15 protein-coding genes are annotated in these 16244 nt (G+C 71.2%); 5 read left to right on the top strand and 10 right to left on the bottom strand.

Going from position 1 to position 16244, the window contains the following annotated elements:
* Nucleotides 1-40: 40 nt before the first annotated feature.
* On the bottom strand, nt 41-952 hold the full coding sequence (locus HJD23_RS23605; RefSeq protein WP_171114673.1) for an SDR family NAD(P)-dependent oxidoreductase: 912 nt from the start codon (nt 950-952) through the stop codon (nt 41-43).
* A gap of 84 nt (nt 953-1036) precedes the next feature.
* Between HJD23_RS23605 and HJD23_RS23600 the strand changes: the two genes are divergently transcribed.
* Nucleotides 1037-1963: a cyclase family protein gene (locus HJD23_RS23600; RefSeq protein ID WP_171114675.1), complete on the top strand. Its 927-nt coding sequence runs from the start codon at nt 1037-1039 to the stop codon at nt 1961-1963.
* Nucleotides 1964-2353: 390 nt separating this feature from the next.
* Here the strand turns inward: HJD23_RS23600 and HJD23_RS23595 are convergent, their stop codons facing one another.
* The 4 genes from HJD23_RS23595 to HJD23_RS23580 form a co-directional block, all read right to left on the bottom strand.
* A complete protein-coding gene (locus tag HJD23_RS23595) occupies nt 2354-2854 on the bottom strand; it encodes an ATP-binding protein (protein WP_171118855.1) in 501 nt (166 codons plus the stop codon).
* A 455-nt stretch (nt 2855-3309) separates the two neighbouring features.
* Nucleotides 3310-4188, bottom strand: coding sequence for an acyl-CoA dehydrogenase family protein (locus HJD23_RS23590; RefSeq protein ID WP_171114676.1), 879 nt, complete (start codon nt 4186-4188; stop codon nt 3310-3312).
* 2 nt (nt 4189-4190) lie between these two features.
* The gene (locus HJD23_RS23585) at nt 4191-5324 is read right to left on the bottom strand and encodes an acyl-CoA dehydrogenase family protein (protein ID WP_171114678.1); all 1134 of its coding nucleotides are present in this window, start codon (nt 5322-5324) and stop codon (nt 4191-4193) included.
* Nucleotides 5324-6517, bottom strand: a complete 1194-nt coding sequence (locus HJD23_RS23580) for an amidohydrolase family protein (RefSeq protein ID WP_171114681.1) — start codon at nt 6515-6517, stop codon at nt 5324-5326. The genes HJD23_RS23585 and HJD23_RS23580 overlap by 1 nt, the downstream gene beginning before the upstream one ends.
* 86 nt (nt 6518-6603) lie before the next feature.
* Here HJD23_RS23580 and HJD23_RS23575 point away from each other — a divergent pair, with 86 nt between their 5' ends.
* Nucleotides 6604-8115, top strand: a complete 1512-nt coding sequence (locus HJD23_RS23575) for an AMP-binding protein (protein WP_171114683.1) — start codon at nt 6604-6606, stop codon at nt 8113-8115.
* Here HJD23_RS23575 and HJD23_RS23570 read toward each other — a convergent pair.
* Nucleotides 8099-8611, bottom strand: a complete 513-nt coding sequence (locus tag HJD23_RS23570; RefSeq protein ID WP_171114685.1) for an EF-hand domain-containing protein — start codon at nt 8609-8611, stop codon at nt 8099-8101. The two genes, HJD23_RS23575 and HJD23_RS23570, sit on opposite strands and share 17 nt — an antisense overlap.
* A 137-nt stretch (nt 8612-8748) precedes the next feature.
* Nucleotides 8749-9129 (bottom strand): STAS domain-containing protein, encoded by a 381-nt coding sequence (locus tag HJD23_RS23565; protein ID WP_171118857.1) that lies wholly within the window; start codon nt 9127-9129, stop codon nt 8749-8751.
* A 346-nt stretch (nt 9130-9475) separates the two neighbouring features.
* Here HJD23_RS23565 and HJD23_RS23560 point away from each other — a divergent pair, with 346 nt between their 5' ends.
* Nucleotides 9476-10048 (top strand): sigma-70 family RNA polymerase sigma factor, encoded by a 573-nt coding sequence (locus HJD23_RS23560; RefSeq protein ID WP_171114687.1) that lies wholly within the window; start codon nt 9476-9478, stop codon nt 10046-10048.
* A complete protein-coding gene (locus HJD23_RS23555) occupies nt 10045-11274 on the top strand; it encodes a zf-HC2 domain-containing protein (protein WP_171114689.1) in 1230 nt (409 codons plus the stop codon). The genes HJD23_RS23560 and HJD23_RS23555 overlap by 4 nt, the downstream gene beginning before the upstream one ends.
* A gap of 262 nt (nt 11275-11536) precedes the next feature.
* Here HJD23_RS23555 and purU read toward each other — a convergent pair whose 3' ends face one another.
* Both purU and HJD23_RS23545 read right to left on the bottom strand, forming a co-directional pair.
* Entirely contained in the window at nt 11537-12424 is an 888-nt protein-coding gene (gene purU, locus HJD23_RS23550) for a formyltetrahydrofolate deformylase (RefSeq protein WP_171114691.1), read from the bottom strand.
* A gap of 83 nt (nt 12425-12507) precedes the next feature.
* Nucleotides 12508-13026, bottom strand: coding sequence for a hypothetical protein (locus HJD23_RS23545; protein ID WP_141313372.1), 519 nt, complete (start codon nt 13024-13026; stop codon nt 12508-12510).
* Between the two features lie 117 nt (nt 13027-13143).
* Between HJD23_RS23545 and HJD23_RS23540 the strand changes: the two genes are divergently transcribed.
* The gene (locus HJD23_RS23540; RefSeq protein WP_171114693.1) at nt 13144-14451 is read left to right on the top strand and encodes an ABC transporter substrate-binding protein; all 1308 of its coding nucleotides are present in this window, start codon (nt 13144-13146) and stop codon (nt 14449-14451) included.
* A gap of 9 nt (nt 14452-14460) precedes the next feature.
* On the opposite strand, the gene HJD23_RS23535 is transcribed toward HJD23_RS23540, so the two are convergent.
* Complete coding sequence (locus tag HJD23_RS23535; RefSeq protein ID WP_171114695.1) at nt 14461-16233, bottom strand: hypothetical protein; 1773 nt, start codon at nt 16231-16233, stop codon at nt 14461-14463.
* Nucleotides 16234-16244 lie beyond the last annotated feature (11 nt).

Raw genomic sequence — 16244 nt, 5'->3', positions numbered from 1 at the left:
ACAACCCGCACTCGCCAAGCCAGAGAAACCACCCGAGCTCTCAGGCGTTGGGCCGCTCCCCACGCCGCGCGGCCCGCTCCAAATCCGCCACCCGCTCCAACATCGGCATCGGATCCACCCCCACCGACCCCGGCAGGACCGCCGCAATCCGCTCCGGCGTCCACGACCCCTCGGCATAAGCAGAGCGCAACTCCCTCGGCTGCGCCCACACCGCGATCTTCGGCCCGGCAACGGTGTACACCTGCCCAGTGACCCCCTGCTCGCGAGCCGCATCCGACAGCAGATAGACCACCAGCGCCGCGACATCCTCCGGCTCGCCGATCTCCGTCAGCTCCGCAGGAACATTCGCCGACATCCGCGTACGAGCAACCGGCGCCACCGCGTTCGCGGTCACCCCGTACTTGTGCAGGCCCAGCGCAGCGCTCCGCACCAGCGAGATGACCCCGCCCTTCGCCGCGCTGTAGTTGGCCTGCGACACGGACCCCTGGTGATTGCCGCTGGTGAACCCGATCAGGTTCCCGCCCCGCTGCTGACGCATCACCGCCGACGCCGCCCGGAACACCGTGAACGTGCCCTTCAGATGAGTGGCGACCACCGGGTCCCACTCCTCCTCGGTCATGTTGAACAGCATCCGCTCCCGCAGGATCCCGGCGACGCAGACCGCCCCGTCGAGTCGTCCGTACGACGACAGCGCCACGTCGACGACCCGCTGCCCGCCCGCCATCGTGGAGATGTCGTCGGCCACCGCGACCGCCTCGCCGCCCGCCGCCTCGATCTCCTTGACCACGGACTCGGCGACCTCACTGGTCGGTGAGACCCCGTCGACGGCCACCCCGTAGTCGTTGACGACGACCCGCGCCCCCTCGGCGGCCGCCGCGAGCGCCACCGCCCGGCCGATGCCCCGTCCCGCCCCTGTCACGACGACGACCTTGCCGGTCAAGAAGTTCCCCACGCCCGGCCCCTTCCCGCAGTTTCTGACGGTCCGTTAGATTCTATGTCCCGTCGGATGCCCGGACACAAGCCCCGGGGAGGGTCCATGTCACTGCCGGCCGAGTTCCACGAGATCGCCAAAAACGTCAACAACTGGGGCCGCTGGGGGGCGGACGACGAGATCGGGACGCTGAACCTGATCACCGACGAGGTGGTCCGCGAGGCCGCCGCCGAGGTCCGCACCGGACGACGCGTCCCGCTCGCCCTGCCCCTCCGGCAGGACGGAGTGCAGACCGGGATGATCCCCGGCCGGGTCAACCCCCTGCACGTCATGGTGCAGATCAACCACGAGCTGTTCGGCCCCGGCACGGTCGCGTGCAGCGACGACGCGGTGACCATGGGACTGCAGGCGGCCACCCATTGGGACGCGCTCACCCATGTCTCGCACTCGGGCCGGCTCTACAACGGCCGCCCGGCGGACACCGTCACCGCGCACGGCGGCGCCGAGTTCAGCGGTATCGACACGGCGCGCCACATCGTCTCGCGCGGGGTACTGCTGGACGTCGCCCGCGCGCGGGGAACGGACCGGCTGGACGGCGGCCACGCGGTCACCCCGGAGGACCTGGACGCGGCGGAGGAACTCGCGGGCACGCGCGTGCGTGCCGGTGACATCGTGCTCGTACGGACGGGGCAGATCCAGGCATATCTCGCCGGGGACAAGCACGGGTACGCGTTTCCCTCGCCGGGGCTGTCGATCCGAACGCCGGAATGGTTCCACGCGCGCGATGTCGCAGCCGTCGCGAACGACACCCTCACATTTGAGATGTTTCCGCCGGAGATAGAGGATTTGTGGCTGCCGGTGCATGCGCTGCATCTGGTGGAGATGGGCATGCCGCAGGGCCAGAACTGGAATCTCGAAGAGTTGTCCACAGCCTGTGGAGAAACGGGCCGCTACGCGTTCCTGCTGTCGGCGATGCCCGAACCGTTCGTCGGCGCGACGGGGTCACCGGTGGCGCCGGTCGCCCTTTTGTGAGAACCGCACAGAATCCCGGAGAGTCCGCACCCGTTGGTGAATCCGGATGGCGGCGCGTGCGCGTTCGCCCCGAGCGCGGCGCCACACGCCACCATCCGGCTCCGGCGTACCCGCCCCGGTTCCTCTGCCTGATGCCGGAACCAACGCCGAATCGCGACGCGCACTCGACGAGGGCTCCCGTCACCGAAACCCTCGCCGTCCCCTCGCGGCGAATCGCTCCCCCCAGCGTGATCAGCCGGGCACGACCCGTCAACAGCGGTTCGGGAATTTGCCGCTTACGCCCTGTTCGGCGTAGGCGCGCACGGAAGCACACACGGGCGCACAGCCCCTCGTCGGACCTGGTGAGCCCGGCACCCTTGCCACCGTGCCCCGGTCACGACACCGGCCGCCTCAGACGGCCTCGTACGCCAGCCCCTCGTAGCCCTCGTATCCGTCGAGCCCTTCCAGACCCTCGCAGGCGGCGGCCGTGCCGCCCCCGTACGCCACCGCCGCCGCGGGCGGTTCGGCGCAGCGGTCGAGTTCGCACCAGATGTGCTTGCCGACGCCCTCGGGGCTCCAGCCCCAGCGGTCGGCGAGGCCGTCGACGAGTGCCAGGCCGCGGCCGCCGGTCTCCTCGCAGCCCACCCACCGGGGCACCGGGGCGCGGGTGCTGCCGTCGGCCACCTCCAGGCGGACGGTGGCGGGGTCGGCCTTCGGCTGGGGCAGGGAGAGCCGCAGCACGGCGGGGCAGCCGGTGTGCACGACGGCGTTGGTGACGAGTTCGGAGACGAGCAGGATCAGCGCCTCGGCGAGCGGTTCGTCGGCCGCTATCCCGCACCCGGCGAGCCGCGATCGGGCCCACCGCCGGGCGCGCCCCACTTCCGCGGGGTCGGGCCGGATCTCCAACTGCACTTGAAGCACCTGCACCGCTCACACCATCCGAACCGGTGAACACAGAGGCTCGCGCCTCATGAGGGCCACGATCGTAGCCATTTTCTGCATGACCAGAACAACGGCCAGAGCAGGGATCACGGAACGTGATTCCCTTACGCAACAGCATGGTTGACGTACAGTCACCCCAACAAGCGCTTCGGGCATATTCCAGCGCGAAGGAGTACCCGTGCGGCATACTGTGCGACGCTCGTCGCAGAGAGTCGAACAGGCGGCGGAACAAGGCCCGTCACCGGCTCGGCTCGTGCTCGGAACCTCTCGCATCTCACACAAGGTACCGGAGTGGACCTTCGACTCCAGGACGTGACGAGTCACACCTAGGACACAAGCCGATATCAACGCTCCGTAATTCCGGTATGCCACAATCCGCGACATCCGTTTCCCAGGGTTCGCCGATACCGCAGGCCGGCGCCCTGTCAGCCCGTCCCCGCCACCAGGTCGCACGCGAGCATTTCCTCACTCTCCGTGTTCCCACCCGCACGCTGGGTCCGCACCCAGGCCCGCTTCAGATGCAGATGCACCTCTGCCTCCCAGGTGAAGCCCATGCCGCCGTGCACCTGGAGGCAGTCGCGGGCGCCGCGCACGGCCGCCTCGTCGGCGAGCAGCCGGGCCGCCGCGATGTCCACGGGGTCCGCCGTCACGGCCGCCGCGTACACGGCGGCGCGGGCCACCTCCACCCGCACGAGCGTGCGTGCGCAGAGCTGCTGTACGGCCTGGAAGGCGCCGATCGGCCGGCCGAACTGCTCACGGGTCCGGGCGTGTTGCGCCGCCAGCTCGCACACCCGCACGGCCGTGCCGAACTGCTCCGCCGCCGTGAGCAGCACGGCCACCGGATCCGCCGCTCCCCGGACCCCCGGCACCCGGTGCAGCGGCGTCAGCGGATCCACCGACCGCAGCGGTACGGCCCCGGAGGCGTCCCCGCGGACGACGTCGGCCTGCGTCAGCCACTCCGCCACGCCACCCCCGTCGACGGACGCGACGACGACCGACCCGTCGGCCGCGCCGGGCACCTCCCCGGCCGCGAGGTGCGTGGCCACCAACGGGCCCGGCAGCAGCGCCCGCCCGGCCTCCTCGAACGCCAACACCGCCTCCGGCAGGCCGAGTCCGACGCCGCCCTGCGCCTCCGGCAGGCGCAGCGCGAAGAACCCCGCCGCGCCCAGCTCCCGCCACAGGGCGCGATCAAGGGCGGGTGCCTCCACAGCCGCCCGGAGCGCCTCAGGACCGAAGCGCCGGTCGAGCAGCTGTCGTAGCGCGGCCCGCACCGCGCGCTGCTCGTCGGTGAGTTGGAAGCGCACGGCTACCGCCCCCTCGGGAGGCCGAGGATGCGTTCGGCCACGATGGTGTGCTGGATCTGCGAGGTGCCGGCCGCGATGGTGTACGACAGCGAGGACAGCCGGTCGAGAACCCATGGCCGGTCCAGGTCGAGCGAGTCGGGGCCCAGGACGTCGGCGGCGGTGTCGTAGAGGTCCTGACGCGCGCGCGAGTACCTCAGTTTGAAAACCGAACCCCCCACACCGGGGACCCCGCCCGAGGCCTCCGCCTCGCTGACGTTCCATTGGGTGAGCCGCCACAGCGCCCGGAACTCGGCGTTCAGCCGCCCCAGCCGCCGGCGCAGGACGGGATCGTCCCAGCGGCCGTTCTTGCGCGCCTCCCGGGCGAGTTCGCCCAGCACCCGGCGGCAGGCCACCACCTCGCCCACGAACGCCGTGCCGCGTTCGAACGACAGCGTCACCATGGTGACCCGCCAGCCGTCGTTCTCGTCCCCGACCCGGTTGGCGACCGGCACTCGCACCTCGTCGAGGAACACCTCGGCGAACTCGGCCGACCCGGCGAGGGTGCGCAGCGGCCGTACGGTGATGCCCGGCGCGTCCATGGGCATGGCCAGCCAGCTGATCCCCCGGTGCCTGGGTGCCTCCGGGTCGGTGCGCACCAGCAGTTCGCACCAGTCGGCGACTTCCGCATGGGACGTCCAGATTTTGGACCCGCTCACCACATAGTCGTCGCCGTCCCGCCACGCGCGCGTGCGCAGGGCCGCGAGGTCGCTTCCGGCGTCCGGTTCGCTGAAGCCCTGGCACCAGACTCGCTCGCCGCGCAGGATGGGCGGCAGCCAGCGGGCCCGCTGTTCTGCCGTCCCCTCGGCGGCGATCGTGGGCCCGGCGTGCAGCAGCCCGACGAAGTTGGCGCCCACATAGGGAGCGCCCGCCTTCTCGGTCTCCTCCAGGAAGATCAGCCGCACGGTCGGCGGCGCATCCCAGTGAACGTCCCCGTACCCGGCGTCGTACAGCATCCGCTGCCACCCGAGGTCGTACGCGCGCCGCCCGGGCCAGTCGTCCGGGGACGGCTTGGGCGGCAGGGTGGGCAGCACGCCCCCCAGCCACTCCCGGAGCCGGGCCCGGAAGTCCTCCTCCTCGGGCGTGTACGTCAGGTCCACTACCGGTCCAGGTCGAGATCCAGCATGCGGATCGCGTTGCCCCGCATCAGCTTGTGGACGGTCTCGTCGTCGAGGCCCTTGACGTGGTCGAGGGCGACCTCCTTGGTGTGCGGGAAGGTGGAGTCGACGTGCGGGTAGTCGGTCTCGAAGGTGGCGTTGTCGCGCCCGACGACGTCCAGGGACGCCACGCCGTGCTTGTCGCGGAAGAAGCAGCAGAAGATCTGCCGGTAGTAGTACGTCGACGGCGGCTCCGGGACGAGATCCCGGACACCGCCCCACGCGCGGTGCTCCTCCCAGACGTCGTCCGCACGCTCCAGGGCGTACGGGATCCAGCCCATCTGGCCCTCGGAGTAGGCGAGTTTGAGCCGGGGGAAGCGCACCAGGACCCCGCTGAAGAGGAAGTCCATCATCGAGGCCATCGCGTTGTTGAACGACAGCGAGGCCTGCACGGCGGGCGGCGCGTCCGGGGAGGCGGCCGGCATCTGGGACGACGACCCGATGTGCATGTTGATCACCGTCCCTGTCTCCTGGCAGACCGCGAAGAACGGGTCCCAGTAGCCGGAGTGGATCGACGGCAGCCCCAGGTGGGTGGGGATCTCGGAGAAGGTCACGGCCTTCACCCCGCGCGCGGCGTTGCGCCGGATCTCCGCGACGGCGAGGTCGATGTCCCACAGCGGGATCAGGCACAGCGGGATGAGCCGCCCGCCGCTGTCGCCGCACCACTCCTCGACCATCCAGTCGTTGTAGGCGCGCACACAGGCCAGGGCGACCTCCTTGTCGTGCGCCTCGGCGAAGGTCTGCCCGCAGAAGCGGGGAAAGGTCGGGAAGCACAGGCTGCCCTCGACATGGTTGAGGTCCATGTCCGCGAGCCGCGCCTTGGGGTCCCAGCAGCCGCGCCGCATCTCCTCCCGGGTGATGCCCTCCAGGGTCATCTCGTCGCGGTCGAAGCCGACGGCGGCGATGTTGCGCTTGTAGGGGAACTTCAGGTCCTCGTAGATCCACCAGTCGGTGGGCTGGCCGTCGGGGTCCATGGTGATCTGGTACTTGCCGCCGACGTAGGCGAGTTCCCCGATGCCCGCGGTGAGCGGCTTGGGCCCGCGGTCGCGGTACTTGGCCGGCAGCCAGGTCTCGAAGAGGTGCGCGGGTTCGATCACATGGTCGTCGACGCTGATGATGCGGGGCAGTTCGGTCATGGGTCCCCCTCACCGGACGGTACTTATCTGATGGTGCGTCAGATAACATGCTACCTGACGATCCGTCAGCCACGCAGGGGGCACATGTGAACGAGACCCCGCACTCCCTGAGTTCCTCCCGCACGCTGTGGGAGCTGCTCCACCGCCGCGCGGCCCTCACCCCCGGCCGCCCGGTCTTCCACCAGGACGACCGCACCCTGACCTTCGGCGAGCTGCGCGACCGCGCCGAACGCGTGGCGGCCGGGCTGTACCGCATGGGCGTACGCCCCGGCACGGTGGTCGCCTGGCAACTGCCCACCCGCATCGAGACGGCCCTGCTGTCCTTCGCGCTGGCCCGCCTGGGCGCCGTACAGACCCCGGTCATCCCCTTCCACCGGGACCGTGAAGTCGGCTTCGCGCTGCGGGAGTCGAGGGCGGAGTTCTTCGCGGTGCCGGGCGAGTGGCGCGGCTTCGACCACACCGGGATGGCGCGGCGACTGGGCGCCAAGGGCATCTTCGAGGCCTACGACGACCTGCCCGACGGTGACCCGTCGATCCTGCCCGCCCCACCGCGGGACGGCACCGAGGTCCGCTGGATCTACTGGACCTCCGGCACCACCTCCGACCCCAAGGGCGTGCTGCACACCGACCGTTCCCTGATCGCGGGCGGATCGTGTCTCGCGCACGCGTTGCGCCCGTCACCGGACGACGTGGGGTCGATCGCCTTCCCGTACGCGCACATAGGCGGCCCCGACTACACGGTGATGCTGCTGCTGTACGGCTTCCCGGCGCTGCTGGTCGAGCAGTTCGCGCTGCCGGACGCGCTGGCCGCGTACCGCGCGCGCGGGGTGACGATCGCCGGCGGTTCGACGGCGTTCTACGCGATGTTCCTGGCCGAGCAGCGCAAACAGCCGGCCGTTCCCGTCGTACCGACCCTGCGGCTGCTCGCGGGCGGCGGGGCGCCGAAGCCGCCGGAGCTCTACCACGCCGTCGTCCGCGAGATGGGCGTCCAGCTCACCCACGGATACGGCATGACCGAGGTGCCGATGATCACCATGGGGGCGCCGGACGACACGCCCGAGAACCTGGCGACGACCGAGGGACGGCCGCCCCAGGGCATGGAGATACGCATCGCCGACGGGGAGGTGCGGCTGCGCGGGGAGGCCGTCTGCCGGGGCTATCTGGACCCGGCGCAGACGGCGCAGGCCTTCGACGAGAACGGCTTCCTGCGCACCGGCGACCTCGGGCATCTCACCGAGACCGGCCATCTGGTCCTCACCGGCCGCCTCAAGGACGTGATCATCCGCAAGGGGGAGAACATCTCCGCCAAGGAGATCGAGGACCTGCTGCACCGGCATCCGGCGGTCGCGGACGTGGCGGTGATCGGTCTGCCGGACGCCGACCGCGGCGAACGGGTCTGCGCGGTCGTCGAACAGCCCCCAGAAGCCGCCGCCCTGACCCTGGAGGCGGTGACGGCGTACCTGCGCGCGGAAGGACTCTCGGTCCACAAACTGCCGGAGCAGCTGGAGGTGGTCGACGCCCTTCCGCGCAACGACACCCTGCGCAAGGTGCTCAAGTACAAGCTCAGGGAGCGTTTCTCGGCTACTCGGGCACGGTGAAGTAGCGGGCGAACGCGGGGATGATCTCCGCCTCGCTCACCTTGCCGTCGCCGTCGGCGTCGAGGGTGGCGGCCGCGGCCCGCGCGATGTCCTCGGACACGCCGAGCACCTGCAGCACGCGCGCGAGGTCCTCGACGGTGGCCGCGCCGTCGCCGTCCGGGTCGGCGACGTCGAGGGCGGCGTGCAGGAAGGGGCGGGCGATCTCGGCGAACCGGTCGGGGTTGTCGCGCAGCCGCTTGACCGCGCCGGTGACGAACTCCTCCCGGGTGATCCGCTGGTCACCGTCCCGGTCCGCGATCCCCGCCATGCCCTGCCAGAAGGCCTCCGCGCCGCCGTACAGCGCCTGCCCCTTGTCGGAGCGGGACGCCGTGCCGAACTCCGCGAGCAGCGCCTTGGCCGCGCCGCTGAAGTCCTCGCGGTCGATGTAGCCGTTGCCGTCCTGGTCGAAGGTGGCGAACCGGGCCGCGATCCTGCGCTCGTACTCGCTGCTGACCATGTCTTTTCAGGCCGCCTCACGTGATGTCGGGGTGCGTCTCGCGAGGGAGCGTACGACGTGGGAGGCGGTTCACGAGGGGGAAAACGACGGTTGTGCCAAGACCGGGGGAATTTTGGGACAACGGTGTGGCAGTCGGTTCACGCCGACAGGGGACTGGCGTCGTCCGAGGTCGCGGACGGCAGATCGGCGTGCACGTCGAACAGCCGCCGAACGCCCAGCGCGCCGAGCACGCGGTTGACGTGCGAGCCGTCGGCCGCGCCCTGCGCCGGGAGTATCAGCCGCAGCCGCCCCTGACAGGAGCGCAGCAGCCTGCGCGCCGCGATCAGCACGCCCACGCCGCTGGAGTCGCAGAACCAGACCTCGGAGAGGTCGAGGACGAGACTGTGGCGGCCCTCGGCCACCGCGTCGTGCACCCGCTGACGCAGCACCGGCGACGTCACCAGATCCAGCTCGCCCGACACCTGGAGCACGGCCCAGTCGCCCTGCTCACCGCCGGTCACTTTGAACGCCACCACCATGCCCTTCGCCGCCGGAACATATAGAAAACGGCCGGAACCACCCGGAAACGGAATCAGCTCCTTCGCTTCCTTGCGGCGCGGCTGCCCAGCGGCCGTTCCCTGAAACACCCCGCCGAAAACGAAAGCCGAACATAAAAGGCTTGATTCAGTCGCATTCGATCCGATTCGATCAGGCCTGGTCTCGTCCACGCTGGGTAGGCGCGGCCCGAAAGCGCACTATCACCCACGGCTCGTCGAGGGGCGCGCCTTGCCACAAAGGGGCGTGCGTTGTCAGACGTGCCGACTACATTCGAGGTGGCGATGCACACAGGCCGGACACCGGGACGAGGCATGGGGAGGGGGCCGCATGGCGAAGAAGGACGCGCCGCCCCGCTGGGACCGCAAGATGCAGCAGCGACTCGCGCGCGGTGAGGCGGCCGCCCTGGGCGAGCTCTACGACCGTTTCGCCTCCCTCGTCCACGGCCTGGCCCACCGCGTGCTCGGCGACGAGCGGGCCGCCGACGGCATCACCCGCGACGTCTTCGTCCACCTCTGGGAACACCCCGACGCCTACGACCCCAAGCAGGGCCCCCTGCGCTCCTGGATCGCCACCCTCACCAACCACCTGGCCGTCCAACGCCTGCGCGCCACCGAGACCGCCGCCCTCACCGAAACCGGCCACGGCTCCGCCCAGGAACTGGAACGCAAGGTCCGCCACGCCTCGGTCGCCGCCCGCGCCGACTACATCGTCCAGTCCATGCCGGCCCCGCTGCGCGCCGCCCTGGAGGGTGCCTACTTCCAGCGCCGCGACTACCGCCAGACCGCCACCGACCTCGGCATCACCGAGGACGAGGCACGCCGCCGCCTCCGCCTGGGCCTGCAACTCCTCGCCACGGCCCACGACGCCGGCACACCGCCCGGACACGGAGGTGCGGTGTGACCGACCCGGACCACCACGAGGAGCACGAGCAGGACCACACCCAGCCCCGCATACCCACACCGAGGACCTCGGTCGAGGACACGGGCCTGCCCCTGCCCACCCTCCACCCGGCACCCCTTGGCCACCATGTACTGAAGTCCCTCCTGGGCGCCTGGGCGCTGGCAGCCTGCTCCCCCGAGGAAACGACGGCGGTGGAGGACCACCTGGGCACGTGCGGAAGCTGCGCCGACGAGGCCCTCCGGCTCCGCGAGGCGGTCGGCCTGCTGCAACGCCCCGACAGTCTCGACCTCGACCCCGGCCTGCGCGCCCGCGTCCTGGAGTCCTGCCTCGACCGACGCCCACCGCGCATCCCGGTCCCCGAGTGGGCCATGCCCTACGACGCCGAGACCGCCCGTCTCGACGCCCTCCTGCAGGACTTCGGCGACGCCGAGTGGCACGCGCCGGTACGGCTGCGCTGGTTCGACGGCACGAAGCCGACCAGCCGCCGCACGACCGTCGCCGGCGTCATCGCCCACCTCATGGCGGTCGACGGCCTGATCGCCCTCGCCCTCGGCCTGGACGACCCCCTCGGCGACACCGACGCCGACCCGCCGACCCCCACGGGCCGCACGGAGGCGTACTGGCGGGCCTCCCACTTCCCACCGACCCGCACCGTCCGGGCCCCCTGGCGCGAACAGAGCCACGGCGTCGTACGCACGGTGTCCTTCACCGGCGGCAGCGCGGGCGGGCTGGGCGTGCCGTACGGCGACTGCGAGCTGCCCCTGCACGACGCGATGATCGACCGGGCGTTCGAGTGCTGGGTGCACGCGGAGGACATCGCGAACGCGGTGGACTACCCCTACGACCCCCCGTCGCCCCGCCACCTCAACCGCATGATCGACCTGGCGGCCCGCGTACTCCCCACCACCCTCGCGGAACGCCGGCGCGCGGGCCTGGCGTCCCCCGCCCACACCCCCCACCACCTGGTCCCCGTCGGCAAACCCGGCCGCACCCTCCGCCTGGAAATCGAGGGCTCGGGCGGCGGCGAATGGCTCATCCCTCTGGACTCCCCCGCAGCGATCGGCTCCACCGACCACGAGGTGGCCCACGTAGCCCTGGACGGCGCCGAATTCTGCCGCCTGGCCGCGGGCCACGTCTCCCCCGACGAAGCGGCAACAGGCCAACTGGGCGACCGCGAGGCCATCAGAGACGTCCTGTTCGCAGCGGCGTCCTTGAGCCGCATGTAGGCAGGTCCTGCCCGCAGCTAGGGCGGATAACGGGAGGGCCCACGGCGCCGCACTCGCGCACGGCGGGAAGGGGCCGTGTCGGGGGGTGTCCACCCGCAGCGGTTGGCGCGTCAACACGGGCGAGTTGGTAAGAGACCGAGTCGCGCCGTTCCGAGGACGGACACCCCCCGGCGCGGCCCCGACGCACCCCGCACCGGAGGCGCTACAGCAACCACGCACCCACAGCCACAGGCCGCCGCAGGCAAGGCGCCGCACCCACCACCTACGCGAACACGACAGTCCGCCGCCCGTTCAACAGAATCCGCCGCTCAGCGTGCCACTTCACGGCCCGAGCCAACGCCTGGCACTCCACATCCCGCCCGACCCCGACCAGCTGATCCGGGGTGACACCGTGCCCCACCCGCTCGACCTCCTGCTCGATGATCGGCCCCTCGTCCAGATCCGCCGTGACGTAGTGCGCTGTAGCCCCGATCAGCTTCACACCCCGAGCATGCGCCTGGTGATACGGCTTCGCCCCCTTGAAGCTCGGCAGGAACGAATGGTGGATATTGATGATCCGCCCGCTCAGCTGCTTGCACAGATCGTCCGACAGCACCTGCATGTACCGAGCCAGCACCACCAGCTCCACCCCCTCCTCCCGCACGATCTCCAGCAGCCGCGCCTCAGCCTGCGGCTTCGTGTCCTTCGTCACAGGAATGTGGTGGAACGGAATCCCATAAGAACCCACCAGCTCAGCGAAGTCCGTGTGGTTCGACACCACACCTGCGATCTCCACCGGCAGCGCCCCGATCCGCGCCCGGAACAGCAGATCGTTCAGACAGTGCCCGAACTTGCTGACCATCAGCAGAATGCGCATCTTCTCGTCGGCCCGGTTGATCTGCCAGTCCATCTGGAACGAGTCACCGATCGCCGCAAAGCTGGCCCGCAGCTTCTCCACCGTCACCGGCGGATCCGCCGAGAAGTGGACCCGCATGAAGAACAGCCCCGTGTCATGGTCACCGAACTGCTGACTGTCCTCGATGTTGCACCCGGTCATGAACAGATAGCTCGACACGGCGTGCACAATGCCCTTCTTGTCCGGGCACGACAGAGTGAGGACGTACTGATCGGCCGGCACGGCCGCGGCTCCGCTGGTGGACTGCTCGTTCATGCAGCACAGGGTCCCACACGGACCACAGCACCCCGAAAAAAGCCGACCTCAAAAACCTCAAGCCGACCGCGTCAGAAACAAGCTCAAGCCGACCGCGTCATGATCCGCAGCACCTCAAGCGTCCGAGGCACCGCATCCGGATCCTCCCCGTCGCTCACAGCCATCCGCACATGCGCGTCCCGAGCCGCCCGCACCGCCTCCGGCCACGCCGGATGCTCGACGTACGACGACACCGGCGCATCCGGCCCCACCTGGTGCATGATCCGCAGCACCCGCAGCACGGCGGTATCCACCAGCGCCGCCTCCTGCGAATCCCGGAATATCGTCCCGACGTACTTCTCGGCGGACCAGTGATCCAGCCAGGTGTCCTCGACCAACCGGTACACGGCGTCGGTGACGTCCCCGTACCCCTCGACGCCCGCCAGCCAGACGTCCCGCTGGAACACCGGATCGGAGAGCATGTGCAGCGCGGAGCGCACATTGCTGCGCCAGCGCCACCACGGCATGTCGTTCAGTGGCATGCCACCCATCGTGGATGAGCGATGCCCGCGACGGGAAGAGTTCGCCGAACCTTGTACACCTTGCACACCTTGCACGGTCATCGATCGTACGTTCCTCGCCACGCGCCGTTCACCGGACCCCGCAATTCACCTGGACGTCACCCATCGTTGACCGAGGGTCACTCGTGGGTTAGCGATGTGGCGGAATCGTGCGGATACATGACCGGCAGGCGACGCACCCGCAGCACATTCCTCCCCGCCCTCAGCAGGCCTGTCAGGGCCCTGCGCACAGCGGCCGCCCTGGTGGCGTGCGCGTCGCTCGCCGTCGGATGCGGAACCGTCCCCGGCTTCACGGGGGGCGCCGGGGACGACCCGATCACCGTCATGACCTGGGCCCCGCAGGACACCAACGCCACGAACAAGCCCGGTATGCCGGCCCTGGCCCTCGCCTACGCCCGCCAGGTCAACGAGGACGGCGGCATCAACGGCCGCGAGCTCAAGGTCATCATCTGCAACGACCGCAACGACGGCGTGCACGCCGCGAAGTGCGCCCGGCGTGCGGTCAAGGAGAAGGTCGTCGCGGTCGTCGGCTCCTACAGCCAGTTCGCCGACTCGTTCTTCCCGATCCTGGAGGGCGCGGGCATCCCGTACATAGGGGGCTACGGCATCACGAACGCCGAGTTCACCAGCCCGCTGTCCTACCCCGTCAACGGCGGCCAGCCCGCACTGCTGGCCGGCCTCGGCAGGCAGCTCGCGAGCGACTGCGGCCCGGTCGCGCTGGTCCGGCCGGACACCATCGCCGGTGACGAACTTCCCAACCTGCTCAATTCGGGCCTTGAGACGGGCGGTCACCGGGACGTCGCCGATGTGCGCGCGGCGGAGGACGCCACCGAGTTCTCCACGCAGTCCGAGCAGGCCCTGACCCGGGCCACCACGGACCCGGCGGAGACGGGCTGTGTGGTGCCGGCGCTCGGCGACCGCACCAACACCTTCATGGACTCCTTCCGGCGCGCCCGCAAGGACTACCCCGAGGTGCGCCTGGGCACCGTGCTCGGCAGCGTCGACCAGACGGTCATCGACTTCACCGGCGGCGCGTCGAGCCCGTACGAGGGTGCGTACATCACCGGCTGGTACCCGGTGGAGACCGACAAGCGCTGGGACCCGATGAAGAAGGTCATCCGCGAACAGGCCTTCACCGACAACCGTATCGACCCCGCCGACGCGGGCGTGCAGACCACCTGGATCGCGTACACCGTCCTGGAGGCCGTCGTGAAGGCGCTCGGCGACGACGAGGTGTCCTCCGACACGGTACGGCGCACCCTGGACGACGGTTTCAAGGTCACCACCGGCGGGCTCACCCCGACCCTGCGCTGGCAGTTCCAGGACGTCCTGGCCTCCGTCGGCTTCCCGCGGCTGGTCAACACCGACGTGACCGTCCAGGTGGTGCGGGACGGCCAGCTGGTGGCGGCACGCCGGGGCGCCCTCGATGTGACGAAGACCCTCCAGGGGACCGAGCAGCAGGGCTGACCGGCCGCCTCACAGCTGGGTCGGCCGGCGCTCGGTCAGTCCGTACGTCCGGGCGATCGCGTTCCACAGCTTGGCGGCCTCGGCCTTCTGCGTGGTGGCGACGCCGCTCTCCCGGTTCCCGGCGGCGGTCTGGCCGGTGGCGCGGGCCTGCCCCTTCTTGCAGAGCTTGCCCTTCTGCCCGGCGACCTGGTCGGCCCAGGCGGCGTAGTGGTTGTCGGCGGCCGCGGAGGCCTTCCAGGCCTTGTTGAGCGCGGCGGTCAGCGCGGCGTGCTCGGGCAGCTTGTCGACGCTGAGCCCGGACAGCTGGGTGATCAGGTCGTTGCGCTGCTGGGCCGCACCGCGCAGATCCTTGGCGGCCTGGGCGAGCTTGTCGCAGGACTTCACGTCGTCGACGGCGTTGATCACCGTGGCGCGGCTGGCGCCGCTGTCGGCGAGCAGCTTGTCCAGGGCGATGGCCTGCTGCTCGGCCGGGTCGGCGGACGGCGAGGCGGAGGGCTCGGCAGTCCCGGAGGTCGCGGGGGCCGTGGCGGAGACGGTCTTGGGGTCGTCCTGCCCACCGCCGCCCTCGGCGAGCAGCGCGCCGGCGCCTATGCCGACGACGGCGATGGCGATCCCGCACGCCGCGATGAGCGGCACCTTCGAGCCGCTGCGGCGGCCCCCGCCGTCCCGGGAGGCCCGCCGCCCCTGAGCCGGGCCGGGTCGCTGCGCGACGGCGTGTCCGGCGTCCTGCGGCCCTTGGTAGCGGGGCATGTGCTGGGTGGCCCCGGCCGGGCCGCCGTCGGCGCCGCCGGGCCCACTGCGGAAGAGGTTGTCGAACTCGGCGGGCGGCTGCCGGTCCCCGTACGCCCCCTGCCCGGGCACGGGCGGGATGTACTGCGTGGCCTCGGCATCCGCTCCCGGGGCGGCGGGCGGCGGTCCGGCCGGCGCGCCGCCCTCCTGGGCCCGTCCGAGGTAGGTGGTCGTCTCGACGTGCCGGTCCGCGGACCCCCCGGACGGCATCTCGGGCGGCAGGGCTCCGGGCCCGACCGGCGGGATGTACTGCGTGGCCCCGTCGTCGCCGGAGGCGGACACGGGCGGCAGGTACTGAGTAGCACCGCCGTCACCGGGCCCACCCGCGACGGGCGGGATGTACTGGGTCGCGCCGTCCGGGGCGTGGTACGGAGCGCCCCCGACCGGCGGAATGTACTGCGTGGCCCCCTCGTCGCCGGACGCGGCCGCGACCGGCGGTATGTACTGGGTCGCCCCGTCGTCGGCCGACGGCAGCGGCAGCCCGGGCGCCCCGTGCCCGGCAGGCGGCAACGACGCCGATGCCCCCGGCGCGGGCAGGGACGCGGGAGCGTCCTGACCCGGTGTCCCATAGGCTCCGTAAGCCCCGTAGGGCCCTTGCGTACCATCGCCGTACGCCTGCCCCGGTGCCCCCTCCGGCGGGAGCGGCCCCGGCTGCGGCCCCGGCTGCGCTGCCGTCTGGTCCTGCCCGCCCCAGGGAGCCTGCTGCTGTGGGCCCCACGGCTCGGCGGGCGGTGTCTGCCAGTCCTGGCCCGGCTGCGGGGCCGGGGCCTGGGGCCGGCCGGGGCCCCACGGCTGGCCCCAGGCCTGGCCGCCGGGCGGGGCCGAGGCCGGGGCGGGGCCGTCGGGACGGGCACCGTGCTGCGGGCCGGCGGGCCGGTCGGCAGGTCCGCCCGTCATGCCCGGCAGCAGCGGCTCGCCACCGTCGGAGGGCAGCACGATGCCTTCGCGCGCGGGCCGCGCCGAGGGCTCCTCGCCCTGTCCACTCTGCGTCACCGGGACTCCTA

The sequence above is a fragment of the Streptomyces sp. Z423-1 genome (assembly GCF_013009255.1).
Classification (GTDB): domain Bacteria; phylum Actinomycetota; class Actinomycetes; order Streptomycetales; family Streptomycetaceae; genus Streptomyces; species Streptomyces gossypiisoli.
Note: the sequence above shows the minus strand (reverse complement) of the source record. Positions and strands in the feature narration are given on the sequence as shown.